We start from the raw sequence: 15,480 nt of genomic DNA, 5'->3' as shown, positions 1-15,480 counted from the left end.
TCGTGTGTCAGCAAAGGCGCCGACGTCCGGAGACACCGACGACTGGCGGATGGGAGGCAGGGCAGGTGTCCCCGCTAGGGCGGCGGAGACGGCGGGGGGCGACCTCGACCGTGGTTACGGTTTGAAGTGCCATCCTCATGGCATGGGTGAAAGCATCGCCTGTGCCAGCGACGGACGGCGTGGGGGGCGGGCGGAAGCGGGGGGTAGTTGGGCGGTATTTTGGCCGAGTCTGGCTGGCGTGGGGCGGGACCCGGGTTGCGAAGTGAACAGGCTGGCTAATTTGCGACGCCCCGGGCGGGGGCGGGGTCGATGGCGAGGAAGTCCACTTTGGCGCTGAGTTCGGGGATGAGGAAGGCGTCGGGGTCGCGGATCTGGACCTTGATCTGGAGGGTTCCTTTCTGGCGGCTGGCTTCGGGGGCGATTTCGACGACTTCGCCGTCGTAGACGCGGTCGAGCCAGGCTTCGGGGCTGACCCGGCAGAATTGGCCGAGCCGGACCTTGGAAAGATCTGCCTCGTTGAGGTCGATTTCGACCTGGAGATCCGTGGGATCGCCGACGGAGATGAGGGCGGTGCTGGGGCCGCGGGTACCGCCGAAGCTCTGGGGGGTCACCAGTTCATTGGGATCGACCATTTTTTCCAGGACGACGCCGTTGATGGGGGAACGGATGACCGTCCAGTCGATCCAGGTGTCGATGCGGGCGAGCTGGCCTTCGAGGGATTTGAGGTCGGCGCGGGCGGCGGCGACATCGAGCCGTGCGAAGTCGAGGGCCTGCTGGGTTTCGATATTGGCGGCGGCGAGACGTTCGATGCGGCGCAGTTCGAGTTGGGCGCGTTCGATGCGGACGTGGGCTCCATCGAGTCGTCCGAGGACTTCGAGGCGCTGGGCCTGGTATTCGGTGTCGTCGAGCTGGACGACGACCTGGCCGTTGGTGACGGCGTCGCCCTTGGTGACGCCGATCCAGCGGACCTGACCCATGAAGCGGGGGCTGAGTTCGATGCGTTCGCGATTGATGATGTAGCCGCTGACGGTGAGGACCACGGTGTCGGAGGTCCCGCCCGGGGAGCGCGCGGGGTCCGGGGAAACCGGAGGCGGGGTGGACGACCGGTCGGAGCGGGTGCCGGCGGATCTTGCGGAGGGAGATGTTGGGGATGATGCCGGGGCGGCGGGATCGCGGGAGGACGCGGAGGTGCGGGACTGGGTGGATCCGCGGCCGGTCACGACGCGGTCCGACTCGGTTGTCCAGGGTTGCCAGGTGAGGACAGCGGCGACGGCGAGGAAGGCGACCGTGCCGAAGAGGAGCCAGAAGCTTCCCTGGGACCGGCGCTTGGCGGCCGGGTCGATACGAAGGCGGGCGACCTTGGACGTGGAGGGCGGATTCATACGGACTTGAGGGAGGCGATGACCGGGAGCCGGGCGGCGCGGACGGCGGGGAGGAGGGTGCCGAGGACGCCGACGATCCAGGCAAAGACCAGGCCTTTGAGCATCACGGCGGGGGTGACCTGGAACTCGAAGACGGATTCGCTGAAGGTTTCGAAGTTCAGGGTCCCGACGGCATAGCCGTTGAGGAAGAGGGAAAGCAGGCAACCGACGGCGCCGCCGAGGGTGGCGAGGAAGACGCCCTCGATGAGGAAGCTGAGGACGACGGTGCGGCGGCGGAAGCCGAGGACGCGAAGGGTCCCGATCTCGCGGGTGCGGGCACCGACGGCGGCGTACATGGTGTTCATGGCAGCGAAGACGGCGCCGACGGACATGGCGAGGGCGAGGAAGTTGCCGAGCCATTTGATGGGCGTGGCGGTGCCGGTCTGGGAGGCGTAGTACTCGCTTTCGATGTGGGCAATGAGCTGGAGGCGCCTGTCGTTTTCGATGCGGTTCATGAGGGCCTCGCGCGCCGCGTCATCGCGGGGGCGGAGGAGGAGGCTGGAGTATTGTTCACGGTCGAAGAGGGCCCGGGCCTCGTCGGCGTCCATCCAGATCTCGGAGTCGAACGCGCTGCGGTTGCCGTCCATGTGTCCCACGACGGTGAAGGTGGCGGGACCGCTGCGGAACTGGTCGCCGATGCCGAATGATTCGAAGCGCTGGGCGAGGCGTTGGGAGACGACCACCTCGCGGCGGCCGGGTTGGAACCAGCGTCCGGCGACGAGGCGCACCTGGGGGCGGAGGGCGGGGCCGCGTGGGGAGGTGCCGCGGAGGAGGACATTGGCTTCGCCTCGGCCTTCGGAGCGGGGGAGGTTGAGGAGGACGAGGACATCGGCGGAGACGAGGGGTTCGTCGGCGTCGGTGCGGGCGATTTCAGGGCTGTAGAGGAGGGTGCGCCACTGTTCGCGGGAGACGATGCTGCTGGACTCGGCGGTTGAGCCACGGCGGACCACGAGGAGCTGGTCGGGGCTGCCGGTATTGGCGCTGCTGCGTTCGATGCCGGCCGCCATGGCCTGGAGGAGGATGTACACGCCGACGACGAGGGCGATGCCGAGGAGGGTGGCGACCGTGGAGCGCCAGCGGACGAGGACGTTGCGGACGTTGTACTTGAGGGGAAGGGCCATGGGGTGGCGGCGGTGGCGGGGGGGATGGGGTGTCAGTCGAGGGTTCTGAGGCCTTCGACGACGCTGGTACGGGCGACGGCCAGGGCGGGGGGGATGGAGGCGAGGATGCCGAGGGCGGCGGCGACGGTGAAGGCCATGGCGAGGATGCGGGGGGTGACCTCGAAGTAGAGCATCATGCCGCCGCTGAGCTTCTGGATGTCGATGGACTGGAAGAGGAGGAAGGCGCCGCCGGCCCCGAGGAGGGCGCCGAGCATCGAGAGTCCGAAGCTTTCGGCGAGGATGAAGCCGAACAGTTCGCGGCGGCGGTAGCCGAGGGCCTTGAGGATCGCCAGCTCGCGGAACCGTTCGCGGATGGCCATGCTCATGGTGCTGACGGCGACGAGGAGGAGGGTGAAGACGACCACCCCGCTGATCGAGCCGATGAGGAGTTTGATATTGCCCCACATGGACACGAAGCCCATCTGGAACGCGCTTTCCGTCTCGGCCCGGACCTCGGCCGAGGTGTTGGCGAAGGTGGCGTTCAGGGTCGAGATCACTTCCGGCGCCACCTCGGCGGAGGCGGCGCGCACCCACCAGGTTCCGACCGTTTCGGAGCCGCCCAGCATTTCGTCGAGGTGGCGGTGGTGGAAGAACACCGAGCGGTCATCGAGGGTGCCGGAGTACGAGCCGGCGATGCGGAGATCGAGGTCCACGGGGTAGAAGGTGCCGGTCAGGCGCAGGCGTTCGCCGACGGAGAGGCCGTAGCGTTCGAGGGTGTCGCGGCCGACGATGCAGGAGCGGTGGTCGGCGAGCCAGTCGGCCAGTTGTCCGGCTTCGACGCGGGCATCGACGAAGACGTTGGTGAAGGCGACGGGATCGACGGCGAACTGGGCGAAGGGCGTGAAGGCCTCGTCGCGGAAACGGCCGCCGAAGAAGGTGAACGGGGTCACCGCTGCGATGCCGGGGATCCGTTCGATGATGGGGCGCTGGCGGGCGGGGAGGGGCATGCCGAGGGAGACCTTGTTGCGGACGGCGATGCGGAGGGAGGCACCGACGTCTTCGGGCGGCAGGGTGAACTCGCGTTGCAGCGTCTGGAGCAGCACGAGGAGGAAGAGGCTGGCTGCCACGCTGAGGGTGGACAACAGGGCCCGGCGCTTGTTGCGGAGGGCATTGCGGAGGACGAATCCGGGCAGCGTCATGGGGGCGGGGGACGGCGGGGAGGAGGGGGCAGCGGGATCAGGCGGAGAGTTCGCCCTTTTCGAGGTGGACCTGGCGGGAGCCGAAGGCGGCGGCCTTGGGATCGTGGGTCACCATGATCACCGTCTTGCCGTGATCGCGGCTGAGGGAAGCGAGGATTTCGAGCACCTCATTGGCGGAATGGGCGTCGAGATTGCCGGTCGGCTCGTCGGCGACCACGAGGCTGGGGTCGGTGACCAGGGCGCGGGCGATGGCGACGCGCTGTTCCTGTCCGCCGGACATCTGCCTTGGGAGGTGTCGGCTGCGGTCGGAGAGGCCGACCAGGTCGAGGGCGGTTTCGACCAGGTGACGACGTTCGCGGCGACCGAGGCGGGTGAGGAGGAGGGGCAGTTCGACATTCTCGAAGGCGGTGAGGACGGGCACGAGGTTGAAGCTTTGGAACACGAACCCGACGTTGCGGTTCCGCCAGTCGGCCAATTGCGATTCGTTGAGGAGGGTGATGTCGATGCCCTGGACGTGGAGTTCGCCGCGAGTGGGCCGGTCGATGCCGGCGATCAGGTGGAGGAGGGTGGACTTGCCGGAGCCCGAGGGTCCCATCAGGACCAGGAACTCCCCGGCCATGATTGCGAGCGAGACGCCGTTGAGCGCGGCCACTTCGACATCGCCCTGGCGGTAGATTTTGAAGACCTCGCGCACATCCACGACGGCGTCTTCGGGGCCGGGCCGGCCGCCTCCGGGGGGGGGGCCCGGCGCGATTGAAAGCTCCATGGTGGAGGGAGATTACGGACCGGGGGGGCCTTGGCAATGTCGGGGACGGCGGACGCCCGGACACCGAACGTGGCCTGACGACGGGCGGGATCAGCCGCGGAAGTAGAGGTAGGCCATGAGGATGAGGACCAGGACGAGGGCGGAGGCGATGACTTCGCCGCGGCCCCAGCTGGAGCGGCTTTCGGAGCGTTGTTCGGGGGTGACGGTGGCGAAGGTGAGGCCCCGGATGCGTTCGTCGGAGGGCGGGGCGGTGAGGTAGCTGACGCCGAGCATGGTGGCGGCGCTGACGAGGAGGATGAGGATGCTGAAGTACTGGAAATAGATCTGGTTGACGATCCAGAGGAACGAACCGGGCGGGTAGCCCTGGGCGTAGCCGTCCATGCCCAGGGCGATGGGGGTGTCCACCGCGAGGCGGAAGAGTCCCATGGCAAACCCGACGAGGAGGGCGGCGAGGCAGCCCGGGCCATTGAGGCGTTTGAGGAAGATGCCCATGAAGAAGACGGCGAAGATGGGCGGGGCGAGGTAGCCCTGCATGGCCTGGAGATAGAAGTAGAGGCCCTGGGAGCCCTTGATGACGGGGATCCAGAGGAGACCGACGGCGACCATGGCACCGACGGCGATGCGGCCCATGCGGACGAGTTCGTGCTGGGAGGCGGCGGGCCGGAATTTCTGGTAGAGATCGACGGTGAAGAGGGTGGAACTGGCGTTGAAGACGCCGGCGAGGGAACTCATGAGCGCGGCGAGAAGGCCGGCGACGACGATGCCCCGGAGGCCGACTGGCAGGACATGGGAGACCATGAGGGGGTAGGCGCCCTGGGCGGCACTGCGATTGGCGACGGTCTGGCCGCCTTCGACGGTGAGGAGGGAGTTGAGTTCGGGCACCTTGCCGGAGAGGGCGAGGGCGAAGCAGATCATGCCGGGGATGATGAAGATGAAGACCGGCAGGAGTTTGAGGTAGGCGGCGAAGATGGTGCCGCGGCGGGCGTCGCGTTCGCTTTTTGCGCCGAGGGCGCGCTGGACGATGTACTGGTCGGTGCACCAGTACCACATGCCGATGACGGGGGCGCAGACGAGCATGCCGAGCCAGGGGAAATTGCCGTTGAAGTACCAGGCCTGGCGGACGACCTCGCCGGCGGCGTTGGTTTCGAGGACGGGGGCCCAGGTGCCCTCGACGCCGGCGGGGACGAGGGGTTTCCAGAGGTTGAACATCTCGGAGGGCAGAACGGCGCGGAGTTCGCTCCAGCCACCGAGTTTGGCGAGGCCGAAGAGGGTCACAAAGATGGAGCCCAGGACGAGGACGACCGTTTGGAGGGCCTCGGTGTAGGCCACGGCGCGCATGCCGCCGAGGACCGTGTAGAGGCCGGTGGCGAAGAGGACGGCGATGGAACCGACCCAGAAGCTGTCGAGCCGGATGAAGCCGAGGTTGAGGGAGACCTCGGGGAGGAGGGCGCTGAACACGACGCCACCGGCGTAGATGCCGACGGCGACTTTGGTGAGGATGTAGGCGAGGAGGGAGATGATGGAGAGCACCCAGCGGGAGGCGGGGGAGAAGCGGCGTTCGAGGAACTCGGGCATCGTGTACACCCGGGAGCGCATATAGAACGGGACCAGGAGCCAGCCGAGGACGAGGAGGCACCAGGCATGGAGTTCGTAGTGGGCCATGGCGACACCGTCGGTGGCTCCCGAACCGGCGAGGCCGACGAGGTGTTCCGAGCCGATGTTGGAGGCGAAGATGGAGGCTCCGACGATCCACCAGCCGAGGTGACGTCCGGCGAGGAAGTAATCCTCGGCGGTGTCGCGCTTCCGGGAGACGGCCCAGGCGGTGATGCCGAGGAGGAGGCCGAAGTAGAGGAGGATGGTGAGCCAGTCGAAGGTTCCCAGACCGGCGCCGGCGGACTGGGCGAGGAGGGGGTGGGGGATCATGCGGGAGTTATTGGGTGGAGAACCGGTATTCGAGGGAGTGGAGATAGGTCTGGCCGGGGCGGAGGACCACGGAGGGGAACCCGGGGCGGTTGGGCGAGTCGGGGAAGTGCTGCGGTTCCATGCAGAACCCGTGGCGATGGCCGTACACCTGTCCGTCTTTGCCGACGATGGTGCCGTCGAGGAAGTTGCCGCCGTAGAACTGAAGGCCGGGCGCGGTGGACCAGACGTCGAGGATGCGGCCGGAGGCGGGTTCGGTCACCCGTGCCATGCGGGTCCACTGGCCGGGGCGTTTGTCGAAGACCCAGTTATGGTCGTAGCCGCCGCCGAAGCGGAGTTGTTCGTCGTCGAGGTGGACACGGGCGGCGATGGTGGTGGGGGTGCGGAAATCGAAGGGGGTTCCGGCCACGGGACGGAGTTCCCCGGTGGGGATGAGGGTGGAATCCACCGGGGTGAAGCGGGAGGCCGGCATGTGGACGACGTGACCGAGGACATCGCCGCGTCCGGCGAGGTTGAAGTAGGAATGCTGGGTGAGGTTGACGATGGTCGGGCGGTCGGTGCGGGCGATGAAGTCGAGGCGCAGGCCATTCTGGCGGGTGAGGGTGTACACCGCCTCGACGGTGAGGGTGCCCGGATAGCCCTCCTCGCCGTCGGGACTGACGTAGGTGAGGGAGAGGCGCGGGCCTTCGAGGGTGGCGCGGGCGCGGGCTTTCCAGACGCGCTTGTCGAAGCCGCGATCGCCGCCGTGGAGATGGTTGGGGCCGTTGTTGACGGCGAGGGTGTAGGGGACGCCGTCGAGGGTGAACCTTCCGGCGGCGATGCGGTTGCCGTAGCGCCCGATGAGACAGCCGAAGTAGGGCGAGGCGCGGAGGTAACCGTCGAGGGAGTCGTGGCCGAGGACGACATCGCCGAGGCGCCCGGCGCGGTCGGGGACGATGAGGGAGGTGACGATGCCGCCGTAGTTGCTGATGCGCGCCTCGACGCCGCCGGCCTGTCGGAGGATGTAGAGGTCCACCGGGGTGCCGTCGGGGAGGGTGCCCCATGATTGCCGTTCGATGGACGGGGTGCCGGACGGCGTGGCGCAGCCCGCCACGAGCAGGAGGGCGGCGGCGGTGCAGCCGCAGCCCAGGATTCGCCATGTTGCGCGTTTCATAGGTTTCCTTCCGAAGGGGAGGGGGCCTTCGCCCTGGGCCTGGCGGGGGAGGGGTTCGCGCCGTTCTGGCCATAGGAGGCGCCGGGGCCGTGTTTTCTGAGGAAATGGCGGTCGAGGAGGACCTTCGGGATGGCCGGCAGGCGGGGTTGAAGGCGGAGCGCTTCTCCGGCAAGGCGGGCCACGAACTCAAGCACGGCGGCGCCCGCCACAGCGTCCTCGACGGAACGGCCCCAGGTGAAGGGTCCGTGACTGGCGACGAGGGCGGCCGGGCATTCGAGGGGGTCGAGGCGGCGGAACGCCTCGGCGATGACGCGTCCGGTATTGGCCTCGTAATCGCCGCGGATTTCGGCGGGACGGAGGGGTCGGGTGCAGGGCACGGGACCGCGCCAGGCGTCGGCGTGGGTGGTGCCGAGGGGGGGGATGGAGCGGCGCGCCTGGGCCCAGGCGGTGGCATGGAGGGAGTGGGTGTGGGCCACGCCGCCGATGGCGGGGAAGGCCTGGTACAGCACGCGATGGGTGGCGGTGTCGGAACTGGGCTTCCAGCGTCCCTCGACGACCGCTCCGGTGGCGAGATCCACCACCACCATGTCGCGGGGTTGCATGGCCGCGTAGTCCACACCGGACGGCTTGATCACCACCAGGCCGCGCGGGCGATCGAGGGCGCTGGCGTTGCCCCAGGTCTCGAGGACGAGTCCGCGCCGGACCAGGTCCAGGTTGGCTTCGCACACGCGGCGTTTGAGGGCGTCGAGCATGGGGTCAGGCCGGGGCCGCTTCAGGGCCGGGCGGCGTCACGGATCGCCAGCAGGCGTTTCATGAGGTCGTGGAGATTGCCGTTCCACTCGCGGGTGCCGAAGGCGTCGTGGAGGGTGCGATAGAGGGCGAAGAGGTCGCGGTACACCGCATGGGCCTCGGGGTTTGGGGCGAACACCCGTGACTTGAGTCCGGTGATGGCCCGCTGGGCCGAGGGGTAGTCGGGATGGGCACCGGCGACGACGGCTCCGGCGATGGCGGCGCCGAGGGCGCAGGTCTGGGAGGAGCGGCTGATCCGCATGGGGCGCCCGAGGACATCGGCATAGATCTGCATGACCAGGGGATTGCGGTCGGCGATGCCGCCGCAGTTGACGACCTGGTCGATGCGGATGCCGTAGGCCTCGAAGCGCTCGACGATGGTGAGGGCGCCGAAGGCGGTGGCCTCGATGAGGGCGCGGTACACTTCTGCGGGGCGCGTGTAGAGGGTCTGGCCGACGAGCAGGCCGGTGAGGCGTTGATCGACGAGGACGGTGCGGTTGCCGTGGTTCCAGTCGAGGGCCAGGAGCCCGGATTCGCCTGGGCGGAGACGGGATGCGGCCCGGGAGAGGGCCTCGTGGGAACCGGCCTTGGGGCCGCCGGGTTGGAGGTAGTGGACGAACCAGTTGAAGATGTCGCCGACGGCCGACTGTCCCGCCTCGAGACCATGGCAGCCGGGGAGGACCGATCCTGGGACGATGCCGCAGAGGCCGGGGATGTCGGGGAGGGCGTTGGCCAGCGGGACCACGGCGATATCGCAGGTGCTGGTGCCGATGATCTTGACCAGCGTGCCGGGTTCGATTCCGGAACCGACGGCGCCGAGGTGGGCATCAAAGGCTCCGACCGCCACGGGGATGCCTGGGCGCAGGCCGGTTCGGCGCGCCCAATCGGCGGTGAGGCCGCCGGCGGCGCGGTCGATCGAGGCGGCTTCCGACGGGAGCCGGCTGCGCAGGGCGCCCAGTTCGGGGGCCAGTTCCGCGAGGAACTCCGCATCGGGGTAGCCGCCCCAGTCGGGGTGGAACATGGCTTTGTGACCGGCGGCACAGATACCGCGGGTGAGGCGGTCGGGCGCCTCGGTGCCGGTGAGCATGGCGGGGATCCAGTCGGCGCATTCGACCCAGGAATGGGCGGCCTCGAACACGTCGGGGGCGGAGCGGAGGCAGCGGAGGATTTTGCTGAAGAACCATTCGCTGGAGTAGGTGCCGCCGCATTTGGCGAGGTACTGGGGCCGGATGCGGCGGGCCAGGGCGGTGATTTCGCCGGCCTCCGCGACCGCGGTGTGGTCCTTCCAGAGCCAGGCCATGGCGTCGGGGTTGCGGCGGAAGCGACGGTCCAGGGCGAGCGGCCGGCCGTTGGCGTCCACGGGCAGGGGGGTGCTTCCGGTGGTGTCCACGCCGATCCCGACCACCTGGTCCGGGCGAAACGCGGGCCGGGACTTGCGGGCGTTGGCGAGTGCGGCGCGGATGGCGTGTTCGGCGCCCTCGACGTATTCGGAGGGATGTTGTCGGGCGAGGTTGGGGTCCTTGGAGAGGAAGATGCCCTGGGTTCCCAGCCGGTAGTTCCAGACCGCCGTGCCAACCTCGCGTCCCCGGGCGGTGTCCACGATCAGGGCGCGGACGGAGTTGGTGCCGTAATCGAGACCGAGCGTGTAGCGGGCGCTCATGGGGTTGCCGTGGGGGAGGTTGTCAATTTCGGGGTGAGTGCAAAAGCCAGAAGTGAGCGGGAAGGTTGGATGGCGGGACTGCGGTTTGGGGCTCGATGGGCATGGGGCGGATCGGTAGGGTATGGCCGGCGGGGCCAACCCCCTCCCTGCCGCTGCCGACCCAACCCGCCGAGACCATGGATCGAACTGACCTGAAGACCCGCATTGGACTGGGAGCGAATCCGCCGTTTCGTCCCGACGAACAGACCATCCAGTACATCAATTTCCGGCTGGCATCGCTGGGGCTGCCCACGGTGCCGATGCCGGCGTCGGCTGGCGACGACTGGAACGAGATGGTGAATGTGCTTTTGGCGCACCAGCGCGAGACCGACCGGTTGTTGGCGAATTACCTGCCGCCGGCCGACTGGCGGATCCAGAACTGGCTGGACGAGTATCTTTATGACGCGGCGATTCCGGTGCGGTTGCCCAACAACACCTTCGTGCTCTACCGCCATGGGATTGGCCGGGCGTTGTCGCTGCCGCCGCAGGCGGACGAATTCCATTCGCCGATCATCCACAGCTACCGGGCGAGGAACGGCATTCTGAACAACCCGGCCAAGGACCGGCGGACGACCGAGGGGGTGTTTCACGTGACGGAGGGGGGATTGCCGATCCCTGATGACAAGCGGGCGGTTCCGTTGCGGACCTTCGCACTGCTGTTGCGGGCGGCGCTGAATCCTCCACGGGAACTGATGCGCCTGCCATTCACGGCGGACCGACCGGACCCGGCGGAGTGTTTCGTGTCGCTGCTCCTGCGGCCGGTGGTGGTCCCGGCGGTGCCCGGGGTGCGGGAGGCGCAGTCGATGGAAGTGCGGTTTTTCGCGCCGGGCAACCTGGTGTGCAATCTGGACTTCGTGGAGAGCATTTTCGGGAATGCGGGTGATCCGTTCCTGCCGGAGAACGATGCCGGGCTCGACACCGACCATTGGACCGGCCACTCGGGGTGCGTGATCCTGGCGCCTCACCTGGTGGGGCTCCGCAAGGTCGATCTCGGCCTGCCTTCCTGGGACCGGGCCACCGAACGCCAGCGTCGCGACGGCATGTGCTGGAAGGAGGAGGAGGAGCTCTACAACGGAGGTTCGGCCTTCAAGGTGACGGCGCGGGACCAGGCCGGGGTGATCGTGACGCTGATCGCCGACAACTATTTCGGGTACTGCAAGAAGGAGGTGAAGACCCAGATCGGCTATGCGGCGAACCTGCTTGGCCAGGCCGAGGAGGAGCACGCCGGCGGCGCGCTGGTGTTCGCCAGCTACGACCTGGGCGAGGAGTTCGACGGCGGTCGGCACGTGCGCCCGACCGGGCACCGGTACGAGGAGATGATGGCGCAGTTCGGGGACGTCATGGAACCGCAGGCGCAGGGATACGCGGTGGACCGGAACCATCCTGACATCCTGTACGTCCCGGAGTCGGCCCGGTTCGACCTGGCGAAGCAGCGCGTCACCTGGACGGCCGGGGGTGTGACGACCTCGATCAAGCTGCTGCCCGGCCGCAGTTATGTCCGACCCTCGGGATACAAGGTCCACATGGAGAAGCCGTCGAACCGGCTCTGGCGACTGGTGGGAACCCGGGCGGACGCGACCCTCTGCCACAAGCCGTGCACCGTCTCCGGAGGCGGAAAGTCCGAGATCTCGAAGTCGATCCTGGATGCCATCCTGACGGGGCCCGTCTTTGTGGCGGACTATGAGGAGGACTTCACGCGGGTGGAGGCCCTATTGCGGCGCGACTACTCGACGCGATTCCTCGACCCCGCCCGGCGGGACGCGCGGCCCATCCTGGACCCGGACCGGTCGCTGGGGAGCGTCATCAAGCTGCTGACCCCCTCGGAGGATTACACGCCGGAGTTCAACGCATGGCTTGGCGAGATTCCGCAGTACCTCAAGGAACTCGTCTTCGTGGTGAAGCGGTTCTACCGGCCGGAGTGGGGCGAGGGCTGGCGGGCGCACTTCAGCGTGGACGCCATCAACGGGCAGCCGGGCAAGGAGCTGAAGCTGCACGACCGGAAGATGACCTCCGCCCAGGTGCGGGTGGGGTACCTGGCCGACGGATCGTGGCGCACCTTCGGGCTCCGCAAGGACTTCATGCCGGCGATCAAGGTCCAGTTCGAGGACGACATCACCGCCTCGGTGGTCGTGCCGGCCGGGCGGTTGGGCTGCACGCCGCCGGGTTTTGCCGCGCCCTCGATGAAGTTCGTCCACAACTGTGAGTACCGGCTGTTCCAGCGGCCCGACGACGCCATCCACCGGGGGTACGACAAGCAGACCGAAAGCGACTTTGCGGCGGGCGGAAATTTCTTCTCGAACTACGAACCCCTGACGCCCGAGGTGGCGCGGGACATGGTCGAGGACTCGATCGGGTTCGACCAGTTCACGCCGCCCATGCAGCGCTGCATCGGCGAGGTGGCGGAGCAGGGGACGCCGAAATACTTCGTGTGCACGGCCTCTCCCCGCGTGGTCGAGGGCAGACCTTCGAAGAATCCGCGCTATCTCCAGACCCGGCCGGACCTTGTGAATCCGCGGGCCACCTACCTCGCGGACATCAGCATGCGGCTTCTTCGCAAGGTGGGTCCGGACGAACCGCTCCCCATCCCGGTCACCGCCGTCCTGCCCGGACGCCGCAACAACCCGCCGGAACCCGGAGTCCGCCCGCTGGCGGTGTACAATCCGATCCACTATCTCGAACTGCCCGAGTTGTTCATCGAGTTTTTCTGTTCGATGACGGGCAAGTCGCCCTCGACGACGGGGGCCGGATCGGAGGGGGCGCTGACCAAGGGGCCGTTCAATGCCCTGCTGCCGATCGTCGATGTGAACAACGCCCTCGTGGCGTTCATCCTGTGCGGGCATTCCGCGTTCATCACCGCGGCGGGCCATGTGGGCCCGAAGTACCGCGTCGATCATGACATCAGCCTGCTGGTGCCCGAGATCTGGTGCCGGCTGGGTTTCGATGAGGCCACCCCGGAGCACATGCAGGCGCAGGGCTGCCTCGAACGATGCCGCGACTTCCAGCACGGCGGCCAGACCATCCTCGCCAGCCGCCTGGGCTGGCGGATCAACGAGCGGTTCGTGAACCGCTATTTCGGCCGGGTGTTCAACCATCCCCACCTGGTCTTCACCGAGGAGATGCTGCGCCCCGAGTTGCAGGATGCGGATGTCTTTGCCGACGGCATGGACAACATCGTTTCCACGCACCGGCGGGTGGCGGAGCACTACTTCGCGGACGGGGGTGTGGAACTGGCGTGTCCTCCTCTGCGGGCGCTGCTGCACATCATGCGGGACGGACAATGGCAGGGGCGTGGCCTGGACGATCCGGAGGTGCGGCGGCTGTTCACCCGTGAGGAGATGATGGGCAGCGACTGGTACGCGGCCCGGATCGGGGCGCAGCAGGAGCAGGACGAGGCCCTTGCGGCGCGCCATGTCGATGCGCTGCAGAAATTCCTCATGCGGACCCAGTATGCGGACGAGGCGGCGCGCCTGGGCATCCCGGGGCGCCTCGAACGGGCCCGGCAGCGGCTCGCCGCCGCGCGCGATCCCGGTTATGCGGCGGGACTGCGGGGAACGCTGGGCCGACAACCCACGTTCGAGGTGACGGCCCGGGCGACGCCGCCATCGCCTGCGTGACGGAGGGCGGGGGCGGGGACCGGGGCCGACCGGGGGAAAAGCCGGAGGCCCCGGTCAAATGGGCAGAAAACCCGTGCATATGCACGAAGTTTTGGGCGATTTGGGGGGCAGGGCGGGTGATTGCCGGGGGTGGGGAGATTGGGGTCCTGGGTGGCGTGGCGGGGATTGGTCCGGGGGCGGGTGGGTCTCGACAAAGCCGGGGTCGTTCGGGAGGCTGACGGTCCGTCACCGCGCCGTGAAACTGATCCGCATTCCCACCTTGAAGACGATCGCCGATTTCCGGGCGCATGTGGGCGCCCTGGCGATTGAGTTGCCGACCGACGACGCTCCCATCCCCGGCGCGGAATCCCCGCTGGCCCGACCGGTGGAGGGCCTGCTGCTGAACGGCATCGGGCCGCGGAACCGCTGGGTCGTTCACCCGATGGAAGGCTGGGATGGAACGACCGATGGCAAGCCCACGGACGATGTGCGGCGGCGGTGGCGCCGGTTCGGGGAAAGCGGGGCCTCGGTGATCTTCGGCGGCGAGGCGATGGCGGTGCGGCCGGACGGCAGGGCGAATCCGAACCAATTGATCCTCTCGGCGGAGAACCTTGGCGCGATCGCGTCGCTGCTCGGCGAGTTGCGGGCGGCCCATGCGGCGAAGTTCGGCGCTGATGCGAGGGTGGCGGTCGGGTTCCAACTGACCCACTCCGGGCGGTTTTGCCGTCCCAACGACAAGGCGCGTTTCGAACCGCGCGTCGCCTTCCGGCACCCGCTTCTGGACGAGCGGTTCGGGGTGACCCGCGACGACCAGGTGTTCAGCGACGGGGAGCTGGACGACCTGGGGGGCGATTTCGTCCGGGCGGCACGCCTGGCGTGGGACGCCGGGGCGGACTTCATCGACATCAAGCACTGCCACGGGTATCTGCTGCATGAGCTTCTCGGGGCGCACACGCGGCCGGGGAGGTACGGGGGCAGCTTCGAGAACCGGACCCGGATGTTGCGCGAGGTGGTGCGGGGGATTCGGGCGGACGGCAACCCGATCGATCTCGCGGTGCGGCTGAGTGCCTTCGACTTTGTTCCGTTCCGGCCGGATCCGGCCCTGTCCGAGCCCGGCCGGCCCGGACCCGGGGTGCCGGTCGAATACGGCCACTGCCTGCCGTACCGATATGGGTTTGGGGTGAATGCGGAGTGTCCGGTGGAGGCGGATCTGACCGAGACGTTGCGTCTGGCGGAACTGTGTGCCGGGCTGGGGGTGAAGCTGCTGAACCTCACCGCGGGGTCGCCCTATTACAATCCGCACATTCAACGGCCCGCGGCCTATCCTCCGAGCGACGGGTATCAGCCTCCGGAGGATCCGCTGGTTGGGGTGGCGCGGCAGATGAACGAGGTGCGGCGGGTGATGCGGCATCTGGCGGGGATGGCCAACCGCCCGGTGGTGATTGGGACCGGCTATTCCTATCTGCAGGAGTACCTGCCGCACGTGGCGCAGGCGGCGGTGCGGGGGGGATGGACGGACATGATTGGGCTGGGCCGGATGGTGTTGAGCTATCCGCATCTGCCGGCGGATACCTTCGAGACCGGCGTCCTGAACGGACGGCTGATCTGCCGGACGTTCAGCGACTGCACGACGGCGCCGCGCAACGGACTGCCGAGCGGCTGCTATCCGCTGGACGATGCCTACAAGGGCCGGCCCGAGGCGCGGCGCCTGCGCGAGATCAAGCGGGGCGGCGGTTCGTGAACGGGGGGCATGGCGACGGTGGATTCCGGAGTGACGGGTCTTCGTCGGGAAACGGTTTGACTGGGGTCGCAAGGGATCGATAGGGTCGCGCCCGTGAAC

10 protein-coding genes are annotated in these 15,480 nt (G+C 68.1%); 2 read left to right on the top strand and 8 right to left on the bottom strand.

Features of this window, described 5'->3' with window-relative positions:
- Positions 1-275 precede the first annotated feature (275 nt).
- The 8 genes from KF833_13695 to KF833_13660 all read right to left on the bottom strand — a co-directional run bounded on the left by KF833_13695 (position 276) and on the right by KF833_13660 (position 10,008).
- Positions 276-1,382, bottom strand: a complete 1,107-nt coding sequence (locus KF833_13695; GenBank protein MBX3746354.1) for an efflux RND transporter periplasmic adaptor subunit — start codon at positions 1,380-1,382, stop codon at positions 276-278.
- Positions 1,379-2,542 carry an ABC transporter permease gene (locus KF833_13690; protein ID MBX3746353.1) on the bottom strand — a complete coding sequence of 388 codons (1,164 nt, stop codon included), beginning with the start codon at positions 2,540-2,542 and terminating at the stop codon, positions 1,379-1,381. Before KF833_13690 ends, KF833_13695 begins: the two co-directional genes overlap by 4 nt.
- A gap of 32 nt (positions 2,543-2,574) precedes the next feature.
- Complete coding sequence (locus KF833_13685) at positions 2,575-3,720, bottom strand: ABC transporter permease (protein MBX3746352.1); 1,146 nt, start codon at positions 3,718-3,720, stop codon at positions 2,575-2,577.
- A 37-nt stretch (positions 3,721-3,757) separates the two neighbouring features.
- Positions 3,758-4,486, bottom strand: a complete 729-nt coding sequence (locus KF833_13680; GenBank protein MBX3746351.1) for an ABC transporter ATP-binding protein — start codon at positions 4,484-4,486, stop codon at positions 3,758-3,760.
- Between the two features lie 90 nt (positions 4,487-4,576).
- Positions 4,577-6,409: a sodium:solute symporter gene (locus KF833_13675; protein MBX3746350.1), complete on the bottom strand. Its 1,833-nt coding sequence runs from the start codon at positions 6,407-6,409 to the stop codon at positions 4,577-4,579.
- Between the two features lie 7 nt (positions 6,410-6,416).
- Positions 6,417-7,559, bottom strand: coding sequence for a galactose mutarotase (locus KF833_13670; protein MBX3746349.1), 1,143 nt, complete (start codon positions 7,557-7,559; stop codon positions 6,417-6,419).
- Positions 7,556-8,311 carry an L-ribulose-5-phosphate 4-epimerase AraD gene (gene araD / locus KF833_13665; protein MBX3746348.1) on the bottom strand — a complete coding sequence of 252 codons (756 nt, stop codon included), beginning with the start codon at positions 8,309-8,311 and terminating at the stop codon, positions 7,556-7,558. Before araD ends, KF833_13670 begins: the two co-directional genes overlap by 4 nt.
- 20 nt (positions 8,312-8,331) lie before the next feature.
- Positions 8,332-10,008, bottom strand: coding sequence for a ribulokinase (locus tag KF833_13660; protein MBX3746347.1), 1,677 nt, complete (start codon positions 10,006-10,008; stop codon positions 8,332-8,334).
- 209 nt (positions 10,009-10,217) lie between these two features.
- Here KF833_13660 and KF833_13655 point away from each other — a divergent pair, with 209 nt between their 5' ends.
- Both KF833_13655 and KF833_13650 read left to right on the top strand, forming a co-directional pair.
- Positions 10,218-13,661 (top strand): hypothetical protein, encoded by a 3,444-nt coding sequence (locus KF833_13655; protein MBX3746346.1) that lies wholly within the window; start codon positions 10,218-10,220, stop codon positions 13,659-13,661.
- 235 nt (positions 13,662-13,896) lie between these two features.
- Positions 13,897-15,381, top strand: a complete 1,485-nt coding sequence (locus KF833_13650) for an NADH:flavin oxidoreductase (protein ID MBX3746345.1) — start codon at positions 13,897-13,899, stop codon at positions 15,379-15,381.
- The last annotated feature ends 99 nt before the right edge of the window (positions 15,382-15,480 follow it).

This window comes from Verrucomicrobiia bacterium, from assembly GCA_019634625.1.
Taxonomy (GTDB): Bacteria; Verrucomicrobiota; Verrucomicrobiia; order Limisphaerales; family CAIMTB01; genus CAIMTB01.
This window is presented reverse-complemented; position numbering and strand designations above follow the sequence as displayed.